This window comes from Priestia sp. P5, from assembly GCF_029522155.1.
Lineage (GTDB): Bacteria > Bacillota > Bacilli > Bacillales > Bacillaceae_H > Priestia > Priestia megaterium_E.
On sequence record NZ_JAKWFJ010000001.1, the window covers coordinates 2,050,315 to 2,071,875 of the forward strand.

Below are 21,561 nucleotides of genomic sequence, written 5' to 3' on the forward strand. Positions count from 1 at the left end.
CATTGTATCAAGAACAGCGCATGAGTGCGATTGTTGAATACCTTCATACACACCGTACGATTACGTTAGACGAAATTTGCGATATGTTTACCGTTTCAAAAGATACGGCGAGGCGTGATTTAGTCAAGCTTGAAGAAAACGGCGAGGTTATGAGAGTTAAAGGCGGAGCGACGCTATCGTCAAGTCATATCATTGATTACAGTGAACGGACGCCTACCAAAGCGAAAGAACAAATTGCTAAAGAAGCAGCTTCGTTAATGTCGGAGGGGTATGACGTGCTTTTAGATACGTCTTCTACTATCGCACTGATGGCGAAGTATATGGATGTAAAGCATGTAACCGTTATTACGAATTCCATCGATAATGTGGATTTGCTCGATCAATATACAGCGTGTGATACGTTTTTGCTGCCGGGCAAGTTTAACGGGAAAAACCGTAACGTCACCGGGCCAAGAACGATTTCTACGTTGCAGGAATACAAAGTAGATCAGCTGTTTTTAGGTACGTGCGGCGTTGGTGCAGATGGTATTACATCTCCAAGTGAAGAAGAAGCGTTTTTAAAAAGACAGATGATTCAATGCGCAAGACAAGTGATTATGCTGGCGGATCATACAAAGTTTGAACGTGAATTTTTACATCGAGTATGTGATATGAGCGACATTGATATCCTAATTACAAATAAAGCGCCAGAAGCGGATGTAAAAGAAAAAATAGAACAAAATCAAGTGCAGCTTATCGTAACAGATTTTGATAAAGGAGAGGAAACACAATGAAGAAAATAAAAGTAGGATTAGTAGGATACGGATTTTCAGCAACGGTCTTTCACACGCCGCTTTTAAGCGTGTTAGACGAATTTCATATTTCAAAGGTAATGAGTTCAAATCCTAAAAAAGTAAAGAGTGACTTAGAGGATGTTGAAGTAGTGAGCAATCTATCTGAACTTCTAGAAGATGACAGCATTGATTTAGTTATTATTACAACGCCTAGCGGCATGCACTATGAAATGGTAAAAGACGCACTACGCGCAGGTAAGCACGTAATTGTTGAAAAGCCGATGGTCGTATCAGAAAAAGAAGCAAATGAATTAATTCAATTAGCAAAAGAACAAGGTGTTCAACTAAGCGTCTATCATAACCGTAGATGGGATAATGATTATTTGACGGTGAAACAGCTGATTGAAGAAGGGAAATTAGGCGACGTTAAAATGTATGAAGCTCATTTTGATCGCTATCGTCCAGCTGTTCGAGACCGCTGGAGAGAAAATGAAGGACCTGGGTCAGGAGCGCTTTACGATTTAGGATCTCATTTAATCGACCAAGCCTTACACCTTTTTGGAATGCCTGAATTTGTTCAAGCTGATGTGTTTGGGCAGCGAGATCATGCACGTACGGATGATTACTTCCACGTAGTGCTTGGATACGGTTCTCTTCGCGTTATTTTACATTCAAGCGCCATTGTGCCAAGCAACGGGCCTCGCTTTCAAGTTCATGGAACAAAAGCAAGCTATATCAAATACGGGATTGACGGCCAGGAAGATATGCTAAGAGCCGGCAAGAAGCCTGTGGACGATACGTGGGGAGCAGATCATCCTGAACACTACGGTAAGCTGACAACTGGCGAAGGCGAAACGAAAGAAATTCAAACGCTGCACGGTTCTTATGTGACGTATTATCAAAAAATTGCCCACAGCCTGCTTCGAGGAGAAGAACTTCCGGTTTCAGCAGAAGAAGCTCGTGACGTGGTTAAAGTTATTGAAGCGGCATTTGAAAGCAGCAAAGAAAAACGAGCGGTTTATTTTAACTAAGGAGCGAGAAACAGTGAGTAATCATTCGGCAGAGACGCTGCTTGAAAAAGTAGTTCAACAGGAAAAAGAACTGATCTTTCATCAATTTACAAATGACCAGGCTTTACAGATCGGAACGGCCATTATTAATGAAGCGAAAAGCAAAGGTAAGGCAGTAACCGTAAGTATTAAACGAAATGGTCAAACTCTCTTTCAACATGCGATGGAAGGGGCTATTCCCGATCATGAAGAATGGATTAAACGAAAATCAAACACCGTTCTTCGTCACCATCACAGCTCGTATTATATGAAGCTGTACTGCGAGTTAAAAGATCGTTCTTACGCGCAGTTTTACGCAGCGAATCCTCAGGAATTCGAAGCAGTAGGAGGGTCATTTCCAATTTCGGTTAAAAACGTCGGCGTAATTGGAACCATTACCGTATCAGGTATGTCGCAAGAAGAAGATCATGCACTTGTGGCAGATACGATTCGTAGCTTTTTGCAATAAAAATAAGCGGACTTCGTTGGAAGCCCGCTTATTTCATTAAAAGATGAGTGGCGATAAGGCGTGTGTTTTTTCTACATACATAAAAGCATCATATCGTTTTGACAAGCGAGAAGGAACATAATTTCCGTATTGTTCAATCTCTGGGTCGTATACAACACCAATGGCGCGGTGGCCTATCGTTGAATGAAAAAATGTTCGGTTTTCCTCTGTGAACATGAGATATTGATCAAAAGCACCTGCTCGGTGAATGGCATCTTCCCAGCTTCCTTCTATAGCTGGAGGAACGGTTAATTCCTGATGAGGATTACCCCAGCTATCAGAAGCAATGACCGTGCCGTGATGAGTTCCGAATCCGACGGCGTAAACATGCTTCTGTCCGTATTCTTCACGGGTAAGCTGACCTACATTCACCATGCCGCTGCTTTTCATGTCCGTTGCTCTTGCATCTCCGATGTGAGTGTTATGCTCCCATACAATTCCTTTAGCGCTATCTTTATAGTAAGCTTGAATATATTTTAAAGCTTCTACCATATGACGATCGCGAATATTCCACGATTCATTGTCGTTAGTAATCATCGTATGATAGTAAGCTTCAGCATTGCTTGCTACCAGCGCATTTACCTGCATACTAAGCGCAGCCTCAGGCTCATGAGTATAGGTATCTTTTTTTTGCTGAATGGTTTGTAAAAGCTCTAAGATTTCTAACATGCAGTTTTTTCCGTAAAGGGCAGAAGAAATTCCGTACATCTGTGCTTCGCGATGAAAAGGTTCAAAGCATTCAAAGGCTTTTTTCGCTTTCTTTGCATCAGGAGCGTGGTTGTTTTCTAAGTACTCAATAATAGCTTCCATCGATTCCCACAGGCTGTATACATCTAAGCCGTAAAAACCTACTTTTGGCTGATGTGCTGGCAAGTTGTTGTTATAATCACGAAGCCATTCAATCAATTCTTTTATTTCTTGATTGGCCCACATCCATGAAGGCCAGCGGCTAAAAGATTTTAAGACATCTTCGGCATTCGCGTATTGAGTTGTATATCCTTTAATATAGCGATTAACTTCAAAACACGAAGGCCAGTCTCCTTCCACTGCTATAAAGGAAAAATCATGATGCTGAATTAATTCTTTCGTAATAGCTGCTCGAATTTCGTAAAATTCAGATGTGCCGTGAGATGCTTCTCCGAGAAGTACGTATTGAGCGCGGCTTGCTGTGTTAATAAGCGGCAGTAAGTCATCGACATCAGCAAAAGGCATAGAATGTTTTTTAATGGCTTCTATCATTTGAATGGTTTTTAGCATACGACCACCTTATGTTTAAGAAATGGATAGCAAGAGCTTGAGACAGCAAGTCTTGCTACCAGTTAACGGGTTTTTATTTTTATGAATTACCTGCTAAAGTGCTTAATAGCAGAATCATTTAAAGAAAAATCTTCTTTAGTAAGCGCCGTTTGATTCTGTGTTTCGCATTCTTTAGTAGGGTGCTCTTCTTTTTTAGAAACAGTAGAAACTTCTTCGTTATTTTCATACGTGTGGTTTGTTGACATTATGTTTCACCTCTTGTATCTAGTGTTTGAGGTACAGAAAATAAAATAAGAAGAAATATCAGGAATACATTGAAAAGAAAAGTATACGCTTTAAATTATTTGAACTCATGCAAGAAATTGTCTACACTAAACACTGATACATAAATCGAGTGAGGAGAACGTGAAGAGTTTATGAAGTTGATTTCCTGGAACGTAAATGGCATTCGCGCGTGTGTGCGAAAAGGATTTTTAGATTATTTTCAAGAAGTGAATGCGGATGTATTTTGTATTCAAGAGACGAAGCTGCAGGAAGGACAAATTGATTTGCAGCTAGAAGGATATTATCAGTACTGGAATTACGCCGTGAAAAAAGGCTATTCTGGAACGGCTGTTTTTACCAAGCAAAAGCCTTTATCCGTTTCATACGGTGTCGATAAAGAATCGGAAGACGAAGGACGTATTATCACGCTTGAGTTTGAACAATGCTATGTAGTAAATGTGTATACGCCAAATTCTAAAAGAGACTTAGCAAGGCTTGAAGAAAGGCTTCAATGGGAAGACGATCTGCTCGTGTACTTAAACAAATTAAATAGCCGTAAAGCGGTGATTTTGTGCGGAGACTTAAATGTAGCACACGAAGAAATTGACTTGCGTAATCCGAAGCCAAACCGAGGGAATTCTGGTTTTACTATAGAAGAGCGAGGGAAAATGACGACGCTTCTTGCTAGTGGATTTCTTGATACATTTCGCTATTTATATCCGAATCAAGAAGGATCCTATACCTGGTGGTCATATATGAACAAAGTGCGAGAACGAAATATCGGGTGGCGCATTGATTATTTTATCGTATCGGAGAGAATGAAAGACGTTATTCAAGAAGCTGCTATTCATCCGCATGTAATGGGAAGCGACCACTGTCCTGTGATGCTAGAATTAAATGTACCCCATCTATGATATCTTTCTATATAATAGAAGAAAAACGGAAAAAAGGTTGGTTCACGCGAACGGTTGCGGTATAGTAAACATATTAAAAAGTACAGAATGTTTCATGAGATAAAGGGGGAGACAGAGGTGAAGCGAGACTCGCTGCAAACCATTGAGCACGAAATTGCGCTGCTTGTTCGTCTAACAACGACGCACAGTCCCAAGCTTGGAAGCTTGGACCGGTCTGAATATTTACTGTTAAGCGAGCTAGATCAGCGCAGTCCGCTGGGGATTAATGCATTAGCTGAAAATTTAAAACTGAGCTTATCGACAGCTAGCCGGCAAGTATCTGCGCTTGAGACCAAACAGTTTGTTCGCCGCTTTCCGAGTCCAGAAAATGGGCGGATTAGTTTAATTGAAATGACTGATGCAGGGAAAGATATTTTACAGCATGTACAAAGCAAGCGTAAACAAGCCTATGCTGAAGTATTAGAAGATTGGTCGGAAGAAGAGGTTTTAGTACTGGAAAAAAGTTTATCACGCTTGAATCTCGATTTTAAAAGATGGCGCAGTAATGGATGTTAAAGCGAATACATATAGATGAACAAAAAGGCTATTGAAAAATAGTCTTTTTAAGTTGAAACAAAGAAGTTGATTTCTTCTTTAAAAGATGTATAATATGTAGTGCTGCTATAACTTGCATGATACAACTTGTACAATAAAATATGTAAGGAATTGTTAGTCTTATGAAAAGAATTTAATAAAAGGAGGAATAAATATGAGTCAGAATAATCCAGCAGTAGCCTCCGACAAACAAGGTTTAAGCGTACCTAAATACTTAATTATGGCGATTTTAACGCTATTTTCAATTGGCCCTCAGTATTTTTTGAATTTATCCTACACGGTCAATCAAGTATTAATTCAAAATCGATTTGATGCGAGTACACAAAGCTTACTATTGCCATCTATTATTTCTAACTTGGCATTTGGACTTGGAGTACCTATTGGTCCGATGCTGACGAAAAAATATGGCGTGCGTAAAGCATACTTAACGTTCGTTTTAGTCTTTTTAGCAGGTTCGATTATCAACGTTTTTTCCGAAAACGTTGCGTTTTTATCCCTTGGTCGTCTGATTCAAGGCTTAAGCTCAGGAATGCTGTTTTTAACCATTATTCCAGCTGCGCTGATTTCGTTTCCGAATAAAATCCGAAACTTCTTTTTAGTCTTAGCGATCGGCGGACTGTTCGGTTCAACGGCGATTGGAGCCTTTTTAGGTGCTGTATCTCTTAGCATGGATAATTGGCGCTGGGTTTTTGTTTTAGGAATAATAGCTTCTCTTGTCTGTCTGTTTATTGGGTATAAGGTATTACCTGCTCATGATCCAACTCAGCAAGAAGACCGTCCAGTGGATAAGAAAAGTATCTTTATTCTTAGCCTTATTATGATTTTATTAGTTTATCCACTGTATGAACTAAGATACGAAGGATTTGCTTCTATCCAAGTGTGGCCGTTCTTACTAGCTGCAGCAGGATTAGTTGTCATTTTTGTCTTAGTTGATTTAGCGGCTGAAAATCCGTTAGTACCATTAAAATCACTGCTAGCCGTAAAACCAGTTGCGGGTACAATTATGGCCATTGGCGGTCATATGGCGTATATTCTAGCCATTGCAGGTATTAATGGCGTCATGCAAAATGTGCAAAATGCATCGTACACCACGCTTTCTTATTTTTATTTATACTTTTTTGTTGGGGTACTGATTTCAGCATTTACAACGACATTCTTATATGACAAATTTGGTCCAGGTTACCTTGGAGCAATTGGATCACTTCTTATTGTCATTGTAGGATTTAGCTGGGTGAACGTATCAGCTGATACATCACTAGTAAGTTTATATGTTCACATTATGCTCTTTGGTATGGGTGTTAGTATGGCACTGGTATCCGGTGCACTAGGAGCGGCACTAGCCGGAGATTTACATCAAGCTTCGATGCGTTCCATTTCACTGCACTCCATTCGAAATTTATTAGGAGCCATCGTAGCACCTGTGATTGGGTGGTTTGTTGTTCGACAAAATGCGATTTATTATGAAGATTTTCGAGGTCAAATTAGCTCAGTAGATCCTCAGGTGAAGATGCAGCTGTCTGAAATGATCAAACGCTATATGGGTATGGGAATGAGTCAAGCAGACGCAAAAACATCGGCTGTGACGGCTGTTATAGCAGGCGCTAAAAAAGCATCGATTTTACATGCGTATCACAACTTATTTTTCATGCTTGGTATTTTAGGCGTAATTATGCTCATTGCTTCACTAAGTAAAGCGTGGAGCGGTGAAAATAGAATTCTTGTTCAAAAAGAAGAGGTTCAAGAAGAAGCTGAGCCGCAAGAAGAAAGAAAAATGCTGCCGGCACCTCAAACAGAAGAAACCTCTGTATAATATACTAACTATAGAAAGAAGGAATTCCGATGAGTAAAAGTCGTTTATTGGTTACTAACATTGTTGGAATCATTGTGATTTTATTACTAGTAGGCTTTGGTGGATATTATTTCTACGAAAAAGCAAATTACGTTAAAACAGATGAAGCGCAGGTAGAAGCACCGCTTTCACAAGTCATCGCTTCAGCTAACGGTCAGTTAAGCGAATGGAATGTAAAAGAAGGAGATAGCGTTTCTCAAGGTGATTCTGTTGGAAGCTTAAAAGAAGGCGAAAAATCAACAGACGTAACGTCTATGATTGACGGAACAATTATTAAAAACAACGCATCTCAAAATCAATTAGTAAAAGCTGGCGATGTGTTAGCACAAACAGCTGATTTATCTAAAATCTATATCAATGCAAACATTAAAGAAACAGACCTAGGTGACTTAGAAGAAGGAGACAGCGTCGATATTACAGTGGACGGAGACTCAGGTAAAGTTTTCAAAGGTCATGTTGAAGCAATCGGCCGCGCAACAAACTCAGTGTCTTCTATGCTTCCTGCTCAAAATACAGGAAACTATACAAAAGTAACGCAAAAAGTACCGGTGAAAATTTCAATTGATGATGCATCAGATAAAGTTCTTCCAGGTATGAACGCAGAAGTGAAAATTTCAATTTAATAACGGAAAAAAAGCTGCTTCCTCTAAGGGAGCGGCTTTTTTTATGCCTAAACAAATAAAATAAAAAATGTGCTAAAAAGGGGATGTATACAAAGGAAATGTGTGGTAAGATACTTCTTGTTTGAAATTGGATATCGGTAAAGAAGGTGATGGGATGACCGCGGTCGAAACAAAAAAAGGGCCAAAAGAAAAGCTGAATTTGTTTTTCTTAACGTGGCCGATCTTTTTAGAAGTGTTTCTTTTTATGTTAATGGGGATTGCTGATACCTTTATGCTAAGTGCGCTGTCGGATGATGCCGTATCAGGAGTCGGAGCAGCCAATCAATACCTTCACATTGCGATTTTGGTGTTAGAGGTCATTGGTAACGGAGCGGCAATTGTTGTGTCTCAGTATTTAGGATCAAAACGGTATATGGAAGCGTCAAAGATTTCTGCTTTGGCCGTTACGTTAAATTTAGGAGTCGGGCTAGTCATTAGCGCGGGTTTTCTTTTGTTTTCAAGACATATGATGGAAGCGATGAACTTACAAGGTGACGTGCTGATGTATGCACAAAGCTATTTATCCATCGTCGGAGGAGCTATTTTTCTTCAAGCGATTATTAACTCTCTTGCAGCGATTATTCGCGTACATGGTTTTACGAAGCAGGCAATGTTTGTTTCACTTGGAATGAACATTTTTCATATTGCAGGAAACTATGCTTTAATCTTCGGAAAGTTCGGCTTTCCGGAAATGGGCGTGCAAGGAGCAGCGATTTCATCTGCGTTCAGCCGATTCGTTGCCCTTATAGTGTTCTTTTGGCTGCTGTATCAAGTGATGGAATATAGAGTGAAATTTCAATACTACATTACGCTTTCAAAAGAATATATCGGTAAAATTTTAAAAATTGGTATTCCGTCGGCTTTTGAACAAGTGATGTATCAAGGCTGTCAAATTGTCTTTTTATACTATGCAACCTACCTAGGAGCAGAATCACTTGCTGCGAGACAGTACGCGATGAATATTTCAATGTTCATTTACTTATTTGCCATTGCAATTGGAATGGGTACAGCGATTATTGTCGGCCGTTTAGTAGGCGGAAACGAAAAAGATGAAGCGTACCATCGCGTATGGAAAAGCGTCAAATGGGCCAGTGCCGTAACGATGATGATGGTTGTTCTTGTGATGACATTCAGAACACAGCTGATCAGCGTGTTTACAGACAATCCGCATATCATTGAGCTTGGGGCGACGGTGTTGCTTCTGAGCATTGTGCTTGAAACGGGAAGAACGATGAACATTGTGTTGATTAACTCGCTGCGGGCAGCGGGAGATGCCAAATATCCGGTGTTAATTGGTGCGATGTCGATGGTCATGATGAGCTTGCCGCTCGGTTATTTCTTCGTTTTCCATTTAGACATGGGGCTCGCTGGCATTTGGCTTGCCATCGCAGCCGATGAATGGATGCGCGCAGTTATTATGTTTTTCCGTTGGAAAAGCCGAGCATGGGAAAACTACGGGCTTATACAGCACGAACAAACAGCTGAAGAACCAACGCCGGTTCAAGTATAAAACAAAACCTCTGCAGGATGTGCAGAGGTTTTTTGCTGTGTAAAAAAACGAAGTGAAGCTGGTCTTTTTACGCAAAAAGCTTTAATTTGTGGGAAAAAACGGGTATGGGTACAAAGGAATGGTTTTATTCTACTTATTCTTTGTTTTAGATAACGGTATATGGTTGGATGACGTATTTAGACATGAGTCTTTTTTCTCTGATTTTCCATTTTTATCTCAATTCATGAAACTAGAAGCATAAAAAAGAGAGTTTTTTCCTATTTAGCTATAATGAGACAAATTTTATACTTATAATTATTGGATTAAACTCGAAATGTGCGGAACAGGAGGAACGATATGGGGTTAGGAAGCGTATTAGACGGACTGCTGGGTGAAGTATCTGGAAGAGTCTCAGATGTAGAAGGGAAAATTTCTAAGCTAAGAACGGCTAAAAGTAAAATTGAGCATGAACAAGCTGTTTCATTAAAAGAAATTGAACACATCAAAAAGCCTGAGCTGGGAGACAAATGGACGGGTACGTTATCGGATGATTTTGACGAAAAACGTACGGCGGCCTACGACAACATAAAAGGCATTTTAGACGGTGATTACGATGGATACATTCGTGAAATTGAAACAAAGATATGGGCGCTAGAAGCTGAAAAAGGAGCTTTGAGTGGCTTGAACGCCGTTATTGGAGAAGCGGATTCTTTATTAGCTAAAGGTGAAGAAGCCTATGACGCAGTAGAAAACAAGATTAGTGAAATTAGAAGGGGGCTGTTTTCATGACAATTAAGCTTGATCACGCTGACGTTATCAAAAAGCTTGAAGCAGTCAGCACAGCGATTGGAAATTTATCCATTAGCAAAATGCCTGACCTTGGAAAAAACAGTCTTGATACTACAGAGAAATGGGAAGCGCGCGAAGAAGAAATTCAAACGCTTATTTCTACTTATATAAAAGCACTAAACAAAAACGTAAAAGATACAAAATCTAATGTAGACTTACTAAAAGAACAAGACGAATCTATTATCCATTCGTAGCAGCAAAGGGGGATGACTGTGGGAAAGGTATACGATGCAAAAGCGCTGTTTGATGTAGCAAAAGACAGGGAAAAAGCCTACGATGAGTTACTCAGCCAGCTGGGTGAATTGAAAAAAGCGCTGCAGGGCGTAGCAGACTTAGAAGGCAGCTTAGAAGGAAAAGGCGCTGACAATATAAAATCTTTTTATAAGCAGCACGTCGATACGGCCGGACAGTGGGAAAACTTAATTAAAATGCAGCAAAGCTATTTTTCAACGCTTCACGTTAAAGCTGAAAAAGCAAAGCTATCAGGAAGCACGATTGTAACTGAATCATTTTTAGAAACAGAGCTAAAAAACGCCAATAGCAATGCTAAAGAAATGGTTGCGCAGCAGCACGACGATCTGCAGAGTATTTTAAACGGCATCGATGATATCGTCTCTATTTCAGCGTTTTCAACGAGTGAGTTTAACGATAAAATAGAAGAAGCAGAGAAAAAACGCACCGATACAATTGAAGCAGTGAACCAGCTTGACGCTGAATGGTCAAAAGAATACAGCGAAATGGACGACTTCTATGCGGTAGTGGATACGCTAGTAAGCGGCTTAGAGCTTGCTACGAGTCAAGGAGGAAGTGTCTATCAGCTTGCCTTTGACGAAAAAGCCTATCACGACAGCGAGCTGTATAAAGTTCAAACAAAGCTAAACGACTATGCCACTTCATATGTTGATTACAACAAGCAGCAAGAAGAAGTATACGAGCTGGAAAAAAAGCAAGAAGAAGAAGCAAACAAGCCGTGGTATGAAAAAACGTGGGACGCGGTTTCTACCTTTACAGGAGAGGTCAGCGGATATTATGATTATAAACGAGCAGCAGAAGGCGTGGACCCTGTTACGGGTGAAAAACTTTCTACCTCACAGCGCGTCGCAGCAGGAGCCATGGCAGCAGCCGGCTTCATTCCGGTTGTCGGCTGGGTAGGAAGAGCCGCAAAAGGCGGAAAAGCAATTTATAAAACGGCTAAAGGCCTAAGAACAGCGGATCACGCCTTAGACGCCTACAAATCCGCCAAATCCTTCAAAGTCCTGGAGCAAACCGAAAAAGGCCTCTACGGTCTTGTGGCTGCAAACGGGCTAGGAGAATACATGACCGGACGCGACATGTTCGGGAATAAAATCAGTGAAGAGCAGCGTAAAGCAAGTCTTCTGCAAGCCTTAGGAATTGCTGGAGCTGGGGCGCTTTCTACGAAGGTAGCGGGGAAAATGGGACAAAGCCTTGCGACCAAAGGAACCGAAAAGCTCAACAACATGCGCAACACGCTTCGCACAAGCGCCGTTGCCAACGTCACAAAGCAAGCCTACCAAAGCGTCAAAAATGCACCGGCCTCTTGGACACAGTCGCTACATAAAACGTATAACAACATCCTAGACAGCAGCATGCCAAGACTCATGCCAGAACTTGTGCCGGCTGGTCCAGCACTTGCCCAGCAGACGGTGAGGGAGACCTTGCAGAATGTGAAGCAGCAGACGATGCAGATGATTGGTAAGGTAACCTACGATCCTGTTCATAATCGCTATCGCAGAGCTGATGGAAGATTTATGTCCAAGCGTGATGTGGAGAAGATGGGTGATTCGCTTAAGGTAGAGACAGTCAAGAAAGTTGATGAGCCTGTAAAAGTAGAGCGTCCAATTCAAAAGGTCGATGAACCTGTAAAAGTAGAGCATTTGAGTGAACGTCCAATTCAAAAAGGTGCTAAAGGTACGGGCAATAGAGGGGATGAGATTCCCCCTGCTTTTAGGCAAGCTGATTTTGCTAGCTCTTATGAAGCAAGGCTTAATCAGACCCCTGCATTAGAGAATCCAAAGGTTGAATTTGAGGGAATAAGGGGTGAATCTAAGTGCATGCTTAAACCACCACCAGACCATCATTTAAAACAACTTTTAGATGAAGCTGGGGTGGAGGGTATTCAATATAAAAATGCAGTTCCTGACTTTTCCCCAACAGCAAAAGCACAAGTTGAAATAGATTATATGCTTGGAGGAAAAGGAATTTACGGAGGGAAAGCCAGACGAGCTAATTTTGTTCAATCAGATCAAAAATTAGCTGACCAAATTAATGGTTCCCCTGAAATAGCAAGTCAATTTGGGATGGAATCTGGTAAAATCAGTGCAAGAGATATAAAAAAATATAGAGAAATAAATAAATTAACATGGCATGAATTAAATGATGTTAAAACAATGCAACTTGTGCCAACAAAAATAAATAGTGAATTTGGACACCTTGGTGGTGTAGGAGAAATAAACGCAGGAGCTTTTAATCCTGGAGGGTTTGCTAATAAACAAAAAGAGGAGATTTTAAAATGACTATAAACGATCCAATTTTTGGTGAACTTGAGTATGAGTATGGTTGGACTAAGGATACTATTATTCGTTTTTTTGGAAAAGAAACTGAGATATCTTTGATGATAGATGGTGAAGAAGACGGAGAGTTTGATGAAGAGCAGTATAAGGCATATCAAGCATTAATGCAAAATTGGGAGGGTTTACAGCCGAGTCTATTGCAATCAATATTGGACTACTATAAGCAGAAGCGACATGAACTAGGTTATGACATTGGGTTAAATGAAAATTATCCATTAATTGAAACACCTGATCAAATACTAGAAATGATAACTTTAGATGGAATTATTGTTCCATATGCGGATATTTTTGAAGGGCGAGATATCGGAATTACATTTAGCTGTACATGGGATATAGAAAATGGATTAGGGGTTCGTTTATTAAACGAAAAAATAATTGAAGTAGGTTATCAGGATGTTGCAATTTAAAATCGGCTGTTAAATAGTAAAGACTTATGATGGTCGTATCATCATAGTGTACTGTGTGCAGTGATAAGATAGAAAAGCAGTATAAGATTAGGCGATGTAGCACTTTACTGAAGATGAATCTAAGTGCAATGAATGTATATTAAACTAATGGGCTCGCCCAAACAAACTTGTAAGTTTTAATGTAGTAGTTGTCACGAGATATAAAAGGTGACATATTGCTAAAATAAAACTTACAAATTTAAGGTTACTTAAAAACATGTTAACTTAAAGCACTTAATTGTCTAAGAGAGACGATGAGTGCTTTTTGTATTTCAGTATGAAAGGTGAAATGAACATGATAATTTTATAAGTATGCTAAAGAGAACGGTAAAGCAGTATCTAAAAAGAAATCAATACCCAATTTTGTGAAAAAACAACGGGAAGAAATATGTTGTTGATTCTTATATCCCAGGTGGGGAAATTGTCTCGAGGAAATTCACTCAACTGACTGAAGTACAAGAAAAGACCACATTGAGTTATTTAAGTGAGTTTACTAAAAAAATTTTTTCTGGTAAATTTAACCTAAATTCTTTAAAAGGTGGTCGAGTAGAGGGAGAATTAATTTTGGAATTTAGTGTTCAAACAAAGCCAGTTCCACAAAAAATCATTAAAGACCATTGGTCGATACGAAAACGAAATTTATTGAAGTAATATGACAGGTGAAAAGTCGAAAACTCATGATTTTAAATATACTGACTAGCTTAAATAGACCCGAAAACTGATGAATACTGGAAATCACCTATTGGTTTCTACAATAGTCTACCAGAAGCAAATAAATATAGTTTAATAAATGAATGTAAGAGGATAAATAGGAGTGATTCTAAGTGAATAAGTTATCTTTTCTACAACAATACAGAAAAAGTATTGAGTTTGTATCTAATGAAGACTTACTAAATATTAAGAAAGAGAACATCCCGAAAGAATGGCTGGAAGTATTTATAGAAACTGACAAGACTGAGAGGAAAGATAAACTAATTGCTTTATGGAATCTGATATGTGAAAAAGAATTAAGTCATACGATTTCATATTTAAAAGAGAATTTAGTAGATGTTGAACTCATTATAGATAATGGACAGTACGCCAGTCTATATAGCGTGAAGAGTGAAAATGACGAAATTCTTTATTATGAAGGGGGAATACCAAACAAATCAATTTACAATTTAGGCATGCAACAAGCCTGGTCAAGTGTTCCGCAATCTATTGTTAAATTTTACGGAAAGTTACATAATGGCTTTTATTATATGCCAAGTCGAGCAATGGGTCTAGTACCGTTAGAGAGAGTAACTTATTTTAAAGAAGATGAATGGGGGATTCTTGATGATTTAGAGCATCCATTAGAAATCAATCTTGATACCACTTATGGATTTTTTGAGAATGGTATGGGTGGATACGTTGCGGTAGATTTGAACAATTGTACGGATAACAGAGCAACACTGTGGTTCACCAATGACCAGCCTGAATATAATGTTGATTTCTGGGATATTGTAGATGAATGGATTTTAATAGGGTTACAAGATAATTAAAAAATAATGTGTAAATAAACTAAGTTTATATAGCATATAGCACTTGATTGTCCATAAAGGGAAGCAGGTGCTTTCTTTTATGGACAATCAGTACAATCATAGAAAAGTTCAAAAATGAATTACGTGTACGTTAAAAAAATGGAAAGATTATTAAATAAACATAAGGAGGATTTTGTGGAAAATAAATCTATTATTAATTTACAAAGTGAACGAAAAGTTGGGGCTGTTTTAATTGTTGCTGAAAGAGTATTTTCTGTAATAAGTAAAGGTGATGAAAGATATCCAGCAGGTAGAGAAGCGTTAGACAAATGTTGGTTATGGGGTGAATCTCATACTGTAACTGGAGATGAACTCTATGAGCTTATTGATAATGCAGACTATACAGGGATCTCAGAATTTGCTGAGGAAGAAGAAGACTTGAATATGGCTAGGCTATGGTCACTACTAGTGGATGCCGTCGCTTATACATCTTGGGAAGCTTATAAAAACGAAAAAGTAAAATATGTACCGCAAGCACTGGAAGGTATCGGTGCAGATAGTATCACTGTCTTTTTGAATAGCGCAGTTGAAACCGGTTTTATCACAGTAGAGGAAATTGAAAGAATGGAATTAGTTCTTTATGATTATGAGTGTACAAGCAATGAAACCCCAATAAAAAGAGAAGACTTTATGAAATTATTTTAACTCAGTGTATGGAACCTATTAAATAAAGAGAACGAATGAGTAAGTGTAGACCACTACAGCAAATAATTAGAATAACAGTAAGCACACCTCAAAAAGCAGTTAAATGCATTATTTTTAACAGCACGTAATTGTTAAAGGAAAGAAAAAGGCGCTTTTTATGTTTTAGGATAGGAATCAATAGGTCTAGTCAAATTTTATAAGTGCAAAACTATTAAATAGTAATGTATCTTTAGTCTTAACAAGTCATCCCATTTTATTAAGGAGAATGTAAATGAAAATGGAATTAAATATCCAACAAAGAGTTGGAGAATATAGAGTGAAAAGTGATCAGTTATTTGAACAGAAAAATTATCAACAATCTGTTGATGTATTAATCAAAGGGTGGGAAGAGATTCCGCTTCCAAAAGGGTTATATAGTGATACTTATGAGGTGGTAAAAGATATCATTGATACCTTTATCATAATGAATGACTATGAAAGTGCCCAATATTGGCTAACTCATCTATACTCATCAGGCTTTAAACGATTTGATGATGGTGAAAAAGAGTTTATTTCAGGCGTTATTTATTATGAGTTGGGATCCCTTTTAATTGCCAAAGAGTTTTTTGATATAGCTAATCGAAAATCAGAAGGAAGGTTATTTGAAGGGAAAGACACGAAATATATAAAATTACTCAAAAGGTAACCATGTATGAAGGAGGATCACCAAATCAAATGAATCGATTTAATAATTTGAGCAAGGATGCTAAAGTCGTATATCTATTGTCGCTATCTAATTTAATTATCAACAAGATTTCTGAATCTAAAGGATTTGAAGTAGCGGTTGAGTCATTAGAAAAAGCTTGGGAATGGCTAAAATTAAAGGATTTTGACGCAGATAGCCTGTATGTATATTTAGAAAACATAGATGAAACAGATATCATGACTTATATGCAACTGGCCGATGATAAAGATAATGAAAAAGTATGGATATGTATTGGAAATGCTCTGGCATATACAATCTGGGAGGCGTATCAATATGAAAAAGAAAAGTATCTTCCCCAGACTATTGAAAGTGTTGATTATCAGACTGTTGAAAGCTTCATAACAAATTTTGAAAAGGTATATGAGAATAATAGTATCTCAGATAAGCTATTACACTTTCTTGAAGAAAACTATCCAAAGAATGCTGATAAAAGGGTAGATTTAATTTCAATAAAGACTTTTATTGATGAGTCTATTGAGAAATAGATAACTAAGAAACTTCTAAAAATGTGTAATTATTTAGCTATACTTTTAAAAGCAGATTTTAACTTCAACGATAAGCAGATGAGACTTTTAGATGACAGCTGCTTTTGGTTGTTTTTTTGAGATATTTACATTTTGTATACTTGAATGATGCTTTATTAAAGTTCATGATTCATGAAGGTAGCATCATCAAGGAATATCAAGTTAATATTTGAATTTTATGAGAAGGACGATGATCAGAAGCCAAATGGATATATCGCCTTTTAATATTACACTTCATCACAATGTTAAAGAGGTATACAAATGGAATGTAAGGATGGTCAATCATTTATCCCTTGCTGGACGATACTGTGCTTTCTGAAAAGGAAGGTAAATGGAGAATGAATTTACCAGAAACGTATAAAGAATTTGTGAAAAAAAACAGCACTGTTAGTAGAAATATTATGGGAAGGTGTACAAGTGACTATGGAAATGTATTATTGTGACGAATGGTCAGATATCAAAAAGAAGCCTTGGAACATTCTTGATGAGCATACTGCATACACATACCACCAAAAACATAAACCCTATACGGTCGTACTAAGGGAAGATGAGAAGCACAAGTATATTATAAATATTACAAATGAATGGGTTTCGGTAGGGTTTTATGATGAACTAATTCGTAAATATTTAAATTATGATTTCGAAGTTATGAGTGAAGGTAAGCTTTTTTTAAGAACAGCCATGTATTGGGAATATGATGATAAAACTAATACAGAAGTAAGTAGTTTGATTTTGAATTTCCGAGAAGATGGTTACATAGCAATGGAAAAGCGTGATTTAAAAAATGGTTCAGTCGAGGAGCGCGAAGCAAACAATACCCTTGAAAAAAACTGGGATGTGTTTCCTGAATTTGGCCAATACTTATATTTGTGCAAAGAAGAGCGCTAATTCTTTTGTGAAGCTAGAGTTCATAAGATGTGTCAGCTTAATAGTTGCTACGATATATAAGTATCATAGTGTCTTTTTTTAGTTGTTTGACATGGATTTGAAGAAATATAAAAAAGTTAAAGATAAACAGTTAGGATAACATACCAAATTGAAGATGAAGAACTAGGGATAGCAACAGTTGAAAACCAGTCAGGAGGATAAATTTTATGCAAATGGAAAGCCAGTTACAGGAATTGTATCAAGAAATAGCAGAAATGGTTAATAATATGATTCCAGAAGAATGGGAGAAATTTTATTTTTATGCACAGATTGATGAATCAGGGGGGCGAGTTTACTTTTTTTATAAATCAATTAGAGATAATAGCTACACGTATAGTCTAGATATACCAAAACAATTTAACATATCGGAACTAGAATTTAATAATGAAGAAGATAAGCTTTTTGATCTTAGTGAACAGCTCAGAGAAATCTTTAAAGAAAATAACCAGGAACTATGGTATTCTTTTACGCTAATGTTAGAGCAAACAGGGAAGTTCTCTGTATCATTTGATTATACAGATTGGTTGAATACAGATTACGGATTTGTAGCACAGAAAAAGATTTGGAAGTATAAATATTTAGATGAAGCACCAACAGATGAAAAAACTAAGAATTTAATAGATCAATATTTAAAAGAGTATCCCAGTAATCCCATTTAAATACTGATTAAGGCTATACAAATGAAGGAGGCAGTAAACATAAATTGAACATACAGGACTTAATAGCTGGACTTTAGAAGAATAGGGAGTGGGTAGGAATGATGCTTCAAGATAAGTTGAATTTCTTAAATAAATATACATTAAGTGAAGAACTATCTGTAAGCTTAATAGAGTCTACTAACATCGATCATATAAAAAAGGATTTAATTCCTGATGAATGGAGAGAAATTTTTAAAGAGAAAAATAAATCTAGTAAGATAAGTAGGGTATTAAATATATGGAAAAGATATGTAAGTAATGAAATGAGCAACACCATATCTTTTTTAAAGGAATGTTTGATAGATGTTGAATTAATGGCTATTGGTGATCGATATTCGATATTATATTCGGTGAAAAATGCCAGAAGGAAAATTTTATATTATGAAGGTCGAAACCCTAAAGAGTACTTTAATAACGAACAGCTTGAAGAAGATTGGAGGAAAATTCCAGATAAAATTAGAAGCTTTTATGAAAACGTTCATAGTGGGTTTTACTACTATCCAAGTAAGTCAATGGGGTTAGAGTCCCCAGAAAACATTACGTATTTAGACGATTATGAATGGGACATTGTTGATGAAATTGGAGAACATAATTTAAAAATTGACTTCGCATCTTCATATGGATTTTTTAGTAATGGAATGGGAACTTATGTAGTAGTGGATTATAAAAACAGTTTGGGTGACAACGCTACTTTGTGGTCTTCAAAAGAAGAGCCAGAGTATAATCTAAACTTTTGGAATGTAGTAGATGAATGGATGGTTATAGGATTTGAATAAGTATACAAGCGTAGAGCAAGAAAGTAATAAGTAGTGAAAAAATAGGAAAGTAGATAGTAATACCATTGTTTTACCTTTGCCAAATGATGAGCTATTAAATACCGTTTGAGGTCATAAGTATAAACGGGGGAGGTAGTGATTAAATGGATCTTAATAAAGCCGATTTTGGGACTGTTATAAAATTTGGAAATCTTGAAGATTTTTTAAAGAAATTGAATATTAAAAATAAATGTATGGAAGAAGTAGTGAACTTTGTGGATAAAAATGGTACAAGCTTACTTGAGACATCATTGATTAGTAGAAAGTTTGATACAGCAAAATTTTTACTAGACAACAATGCACAGGTTAATGTTATTTCAAATGAAGGACGTAATGAATTGCACTATGTAGCAGCAAATATTAATTGTATAGGTGCTGTTGATGTAGCTTATAGGTTGGTTGAAATGGGCGTGGATTTAAATTTAAAAGATAAAAAATTTGCTAATTCTGCAATATTGTCTCTATGTCAAGAAGTATTAAAAGAACGGACACAGGATGGAAATCATTTAGTTGTACATTGCTTAGAAAAACGACCGAATTTTAATGATTCCAATAAATTTGGTTGTTCATTAAAACAAGTAATTGAAGAACGTGGAACTGAGGATATGAAAAAAGTAGTTTTTAATAAAACTATTCATAATTGGATAATCTGAGATAGCGTATTTTTGGCGAAAGGGGAAAAAAGTGAAAATTAAACGAGACACTGTAGTCAAGCCGTTACCTTCAGCGGAATTAATAAAAAAACATGAAAAATTTTGGAGGCTTACATTACCAAATTCTTTTTTAAATTTTATCAAAGAAAATAATGGAGTAAAGGTTGAGGGCGCGACATTTGAGTGTAACAACCGTGGTTATGCTGTAGAAAGATTTTTGTGTATAGTAGATGATATCGAGAATCATCCAAAAGTGATTTATGACATAGATGTTGTATTTTCACAAATAGGTGAAAGGTTAACTGATAACGAAGACTTATTAGGAGCAGAGGTATTGCCAATAGCTAGTGTATTTGCGGGTGACTTTGTATGCTTAGATTTTAGAACAGATAAAAATAATCCATCTGTTTGTATATGGTCTCATGAAGAATCCGGTGAGTTTGAGCCTGTTACATATAATGTGGCAGATAACTTTACTGAATTTTTAAATGGTTTATATGAACCTAAATGACTAAAAAATGAAATGTTTATAACATATGAATAGAAAGCATTTGATATTCTATATGAGTATTAAATGCTTTTATTTGTCTAAGAACATATCATTTCAAGTGCCTTAAATTGTAATCAACTAGAACACCTAGCTTGAGAGCAAGAGACGTAAATAGGAAATGTAGAGGAGAGGTCAAAAAATGATTAACTACGGAGAGCTTTATTACGATCATTACAGTAAGTATCTAGGTGAGCCAATAGAGGGAAGCGTGTTCTAAAGTTTATCTTTATGGTGAAGTTGTTGATGGTGCCCAAACAGCGTACTTCTATTATTATCCTAATAACAGTGATGAAATTATATACAGTCATGACATTCCTGAAATTTTTGCTGTAAGTGAAGAAGACTATGTTAAACAAGGGAACAAATTATTAGACTGCATCCAAGAATTGTGGAAAGTGTTTACCGGAAGTGAGAACCAAGAGCCATGGACCAACTTCACTTTAATTTTTAATCACAAAGAAACGTTTACGATTCAATTTAATTATGATGATCTTTCAGCCGCAGATTCCCATGCTAGGAAGACAATATGGAAATATGAATACCTTGGTATCTTGCCAAAAGTAAGCTAGGACAAAAGCATCTAAAGAGATATCTCGAGGCTGTAAAAGATAGATAAAAAATGAACAGCTTATAGTGTAATTCATTATGTTAAATATACATATTTCAATAGGGAATGAAAGAATACTACGGAGAAGGAGTACATTCAATGGAAATAAAAAAAGATTCAATCATTTATCCATTACCATCGGATAATTTACTAGCTGAAAAGGAAGCGTTTTGGAGAGTGAAATTACCTCCAGACTATAAACAAATGATAAAAAGAAATAACGGGGCTTCTCCAGAAGCAAAAGCTTTTAAAGTGAAGAGTCATAGCTATGTATTAATAAAGTTTTTATGTATTCTTGAAGCCCCAGAGAACAATGAAGCTGGTACGTTTGATATTGATGTAACATGGACTCAATTAGAGGATCGGCTTACAGATGATGGAGATTTATTGGGAGTAGCTTTATTACCAATCGCGACTTTATTTGCAGGAGATTTTGTGTGTTTAGATTATAGAAATTCAAGAGATAACCCTAGCGTTTGTGTATGGGATCATGAAAATTCTGCTGAGCTTGAGCCGAACACATACCCTGTTGCAGATACATTCAAAGAATTTTTAGCTATGCTTCATTAACCCGCAGCTAAAGTAGGGCA

24 protein-coding genes and 2 pseudogenes are annotated in these 21,561 nt (G+C 37.1%); 24 read left to right on the forward strand and 2 right to left on the reverse strand.

The genetic code is table 11. From position 1 onward, the window contains the following. The first annotated feature begins 2 nt into the window (after positions 1-2). From MMB69_RS11085 to MMB69_RS11095, 3 genes are read left to right on the forward strand one after another with little or no spacing between them, the layout of a single operon-like run. Entirely contained in the window at positions 3-773 is a 771-nt protein-coding gene (locus MMB69_RS11085; RefSeq protein ID WP_264407672.1) for a DeoR/GlpR family DNA-binding transcription regulator, read from the forward strand. Further along, entirely contained in the window at positions 770-1,804 is a 1,035-nt protein-coding gene (locus MMB69_RS11090; protein ID WP_264407671.1) for an oxidoreductase, read from the forward strand. Before MMB69_RS11085 ends, MMB69_RS11090 begins: the two co-directional genes overlap by 4 nt. Positions 1,805-1,817: 13 nt before the next feature. Further along, on the forward strand, positions 1,818-2,291 hold the full coding sequence (locus MMB69_RS11095; RefSeq protein WP_221784965.1) for a heme-degrading domain-containing protein: 474 nt from the start codon (positions 1,818-1,820) through the stop codon (positions 2,289-2,291). A gap of 36 nt (positions 2,292-2,327) precedes the next feature. Here the strand turns inward: MMB69_RS11095 and MMB69_RS11100 are convergent, their stop codons facing one another. Both MMB69_RS11100 and MMB69_RS11105 read right to left on the reverse strand, forming a co-directional pair. Next, complete coding sequence (locus MMB69_RS11100; RefSeq protein WP_264407668.1) at positions 2,328-3,587, reverse strand: erythromycin esterase family protein; 1,260 nt, start codon at positions 3,585-3,587, stop codon at positions 2,328-2,330. A gap of 86 nt (positions 3,588-3,673) precedes the next feature. Next, entirely contained in the window at positions 3,674-3,832 is a 159-nt protein-coding gene (locus tag MMB69_RS11105) for a hypothetical protein (protein ID WP_193345426.1), read from the reverse strand. Between the two features lie 171 nt (positions 3,833-4,003). Here MMB69_RS11105 and MMB69_RS11110 point away from each other — a divergent pair, with 171 nt between their 5' ends. From MMB69_RS11110 to MMB69_RS11205, 21 genes and pseudogenes are all read left to right on the forward strand, one after another. After that, a complete protein-coding gene (locus MMB69_RS11110; protein WP_221784967.1) occupies positions 4,004-4,765 on the forward strand; it encodes an exodeoxyribonuclease III in 762 nt (253 codons plus the stop codon). Positions 4,766-4,882: 117 nt separating this feature from the next. Further along, positions 4,883-5,320, forward strand: a complete 438-nt coding sequence (locus MMB69_RS11115) for a MarR family winged helix-turn-helix transcriptional regulator (RefSeq protein WP_221784968.1) — start codon at positions 4,883-4,885, stop codon at positions 5,318-5,320. Positions 5,321-5,513: 193 nt separating this feature from the next. Next, positions 5,514-7,169 (forward strand): MFS transporter, encoded by a 1,656-nt coding sequence (locus tag MMB69_RS11120; protein WP_264407666.1) that lies wholly within the window; start codon positions 5,514-5,516, stop codon positions 7,167-7,169. A gap of 29 nt (positions 7,170-7,198) precedes the next feature. Beyond that, on the forward strand, positions 7,199-7,831 hold the full coding sequence (locus MMB69_RS11125) for an HlyD family secretion protein (RefSeq protein WP_025751627.1): 633 nt from the start codon (positions 7,199-7,201) through the stop codon (positions 7,829-7,831). 154 nt (positions 7,832-7,985) lie between these two features. Further along, on the forward strand, positions 7,986-9,380 hold the full coding sequence (locus MMB69_RS11130; protein WP_264407665.1) for an MATE family efflux transporter: 1,395 nt from the start codon (positions 7,986-7,988) through the stop codon (positions 9,378-9,380). 336 nt (positions 9,381-9,716) lie between these two features. Then, a complete protein-coding gene (locus MMB69_RS11135) occupies positions 9,717-10,148 on the forward strand; it encodes a YwqH-like family protein (protein WP_013057382.1) in 432 nt (143 codons plus the stop codon). Next, positions 10,145-10,402, forward strand: a complete 258-nt coding sequence (locus MMB69_RS11140) for a YwqI/YxiC family protein (RefSeq protein WP_013083474.1) — start codon at positions 10,145-10,147, stop codon at positions 10,400-10,402. The genes MMB69_RS11135 and MMB69_RS11140 overlap by 4 nt, the downstream gene beginning before the upstream one ends. Before the next feature lie 12 nt (positions 10,403-10,414). Beyond that, a pseudogene (locus MMB69_RS27260) lies at positions 10,415-11,389 on the forward strand (ribonuclease YeeF family protein); the annotation flags it as partial. Between the two features lie 714 nt (positions 11,390-12,103). Continuing rightward, entirely contained in the window at positions 12,104-12,742 is a 639-nt protein-coding gene (locus MMB69_RS27265; protein WP_308123258.1) for an HNH endonuclease, read from the forward strand. Further along, on the forward strand, positions 12,739-13,206 hold the full coding sequence (locus MMB69_RS11150) for a DUF2004 domain-containing protein (RefSeq protein WP_221784969.1): 468 nt from the start codon (positions 12,739-12,741) through the stop codon (positions 13,204-13,206). The genes MMB69_RS27265 and MMB69_RS11150 overlap by 4 nt, the downstream gene beginning before the upstream one ends. Before the next feature lie 863 nt (positions 13,207-14,069). After that, complete coding sequence (locus MMB69_RS11155; protein ID WP_264407661.1) at positions 14,070-14,768, forward strand: SMI1/KNR4 family protein; 699 nt, start codon at positions 14,070-14,072, stop codon at positions 14,766-14,768. Positions 14,769-14,942: 174 nt separating this feature from the next. Next, positions 14,943-15,452: an Imm6 family immunity protein gene (locus MMB69_RS11160; protein WP_264407659.1), complete on the forward strand. Its 510-nt coding sequence runs from the start codon at positions 14,943-14,945 to the stop codon at positions 15,450-15,452. Between the two features lie 271 nt (positions 15,453-15,723). Further along, positions 15,724-16,137, forward strand: a complete 414-nt coding sequence (locus tag MMB69_RS11165; protein WP_028413068.1) for a hypothetical protein — start codon at positions 15,724-15,726, stop codon at positions 16,135-16,137. 29 nt (positions 16,138-16,166) lie between these two features. Then, on the forward strand, positions 16,167-16,682 hold the full coding sequence (locus tag MMB69_RS11170; RefSeq protein ID WP_025751639.1) for an Imm6 family immunity protein: 516 nt from the start codon (positions 16,167-16,169) through the stop codon (positions 16,680-16,682). 462 nt (positions 16,683-17,144) lie between these two features. Continuing rightward, a complete protein-coding gene (locus tag MMB69_RS11175) occupies positions 17,145-17,609 on the forward strand; it encodes a hypothetical protein (protein ID WP_195696836.1) in 465 nt (154 codons plus the stop codon). Between the two features lie 212 nt (positions 17,610-17,821). After that, a complete protein-coding gene (locus MMB69_RS11180; RefSeq protein ID WP_264409252.1) occupies positions 17,822-18,307 on the forward strand; it encodes an antitoxin YezG family protein in 486 nt (161 codons plus the stop codon). Between the two features lie 98 nt (positions 18,308-18,405). Then, on the forward strand, positions 18,406-19,122 hold the full coding sequence (locus MMB69_RS11185; protein ID WP_264407653.1) for an SMI1/KNR4 family protein: 717 nt from the start codon (positions 18,406-18,408) through the stop codon (positions 19,120-19,122). Positions 19,123-19,265: 143 nt separating this feature from the next. Beyond that, positions 19,266-19,814 carry an ankyrin repeat domain-containing protein gene (locus MMB69_RS11190; protein ID WP_269870822.1) on the forward strand — a complete coding sequence of 183 codons (549 nt, stop codon included), beginning with the start codon at positions 19,266-19,268 and terminating at the stop codon, positions 19,812-19,814. Positions 19,815-19,845: 31 nt separating this feature from the next. Beyond that, positions 19,846-20,325: an SMI1/KNR4 family protein gene (locus MMB69_RS11195; protein WP_264407650.1), complete on the forward strand. Its 480-nt coding sequence runs from the start codon at positions 19,846-19,848 to the stop codon at positions 20,323-20,325. 311 nt (positions 20,326-20,636) lie between these two features. Further along, positions 20,637-20,933: pseudogene (locus MMB69_RS11200) on the forward strand (immunity protein YezG family protein); the annotation flags it as partial. Positions 20,934-21,070: 137 nt separating this feature from the next. Continuing rightward, positions 21,071-21,541 carry an SMI1/KNR4 family protein gene (locus MMB69_RS11205; RefSeq protein ID WP_264407648.1) on the forward strand — a complete coding sequence of 157 codons (471 nt, stop codon included), beginning with the start codon at positions 21,071-21,073 and terminating at the stop codon, positions 21,539-21,541. Positions 21,542-21,561: the final 20 nt, after the last annotated feature.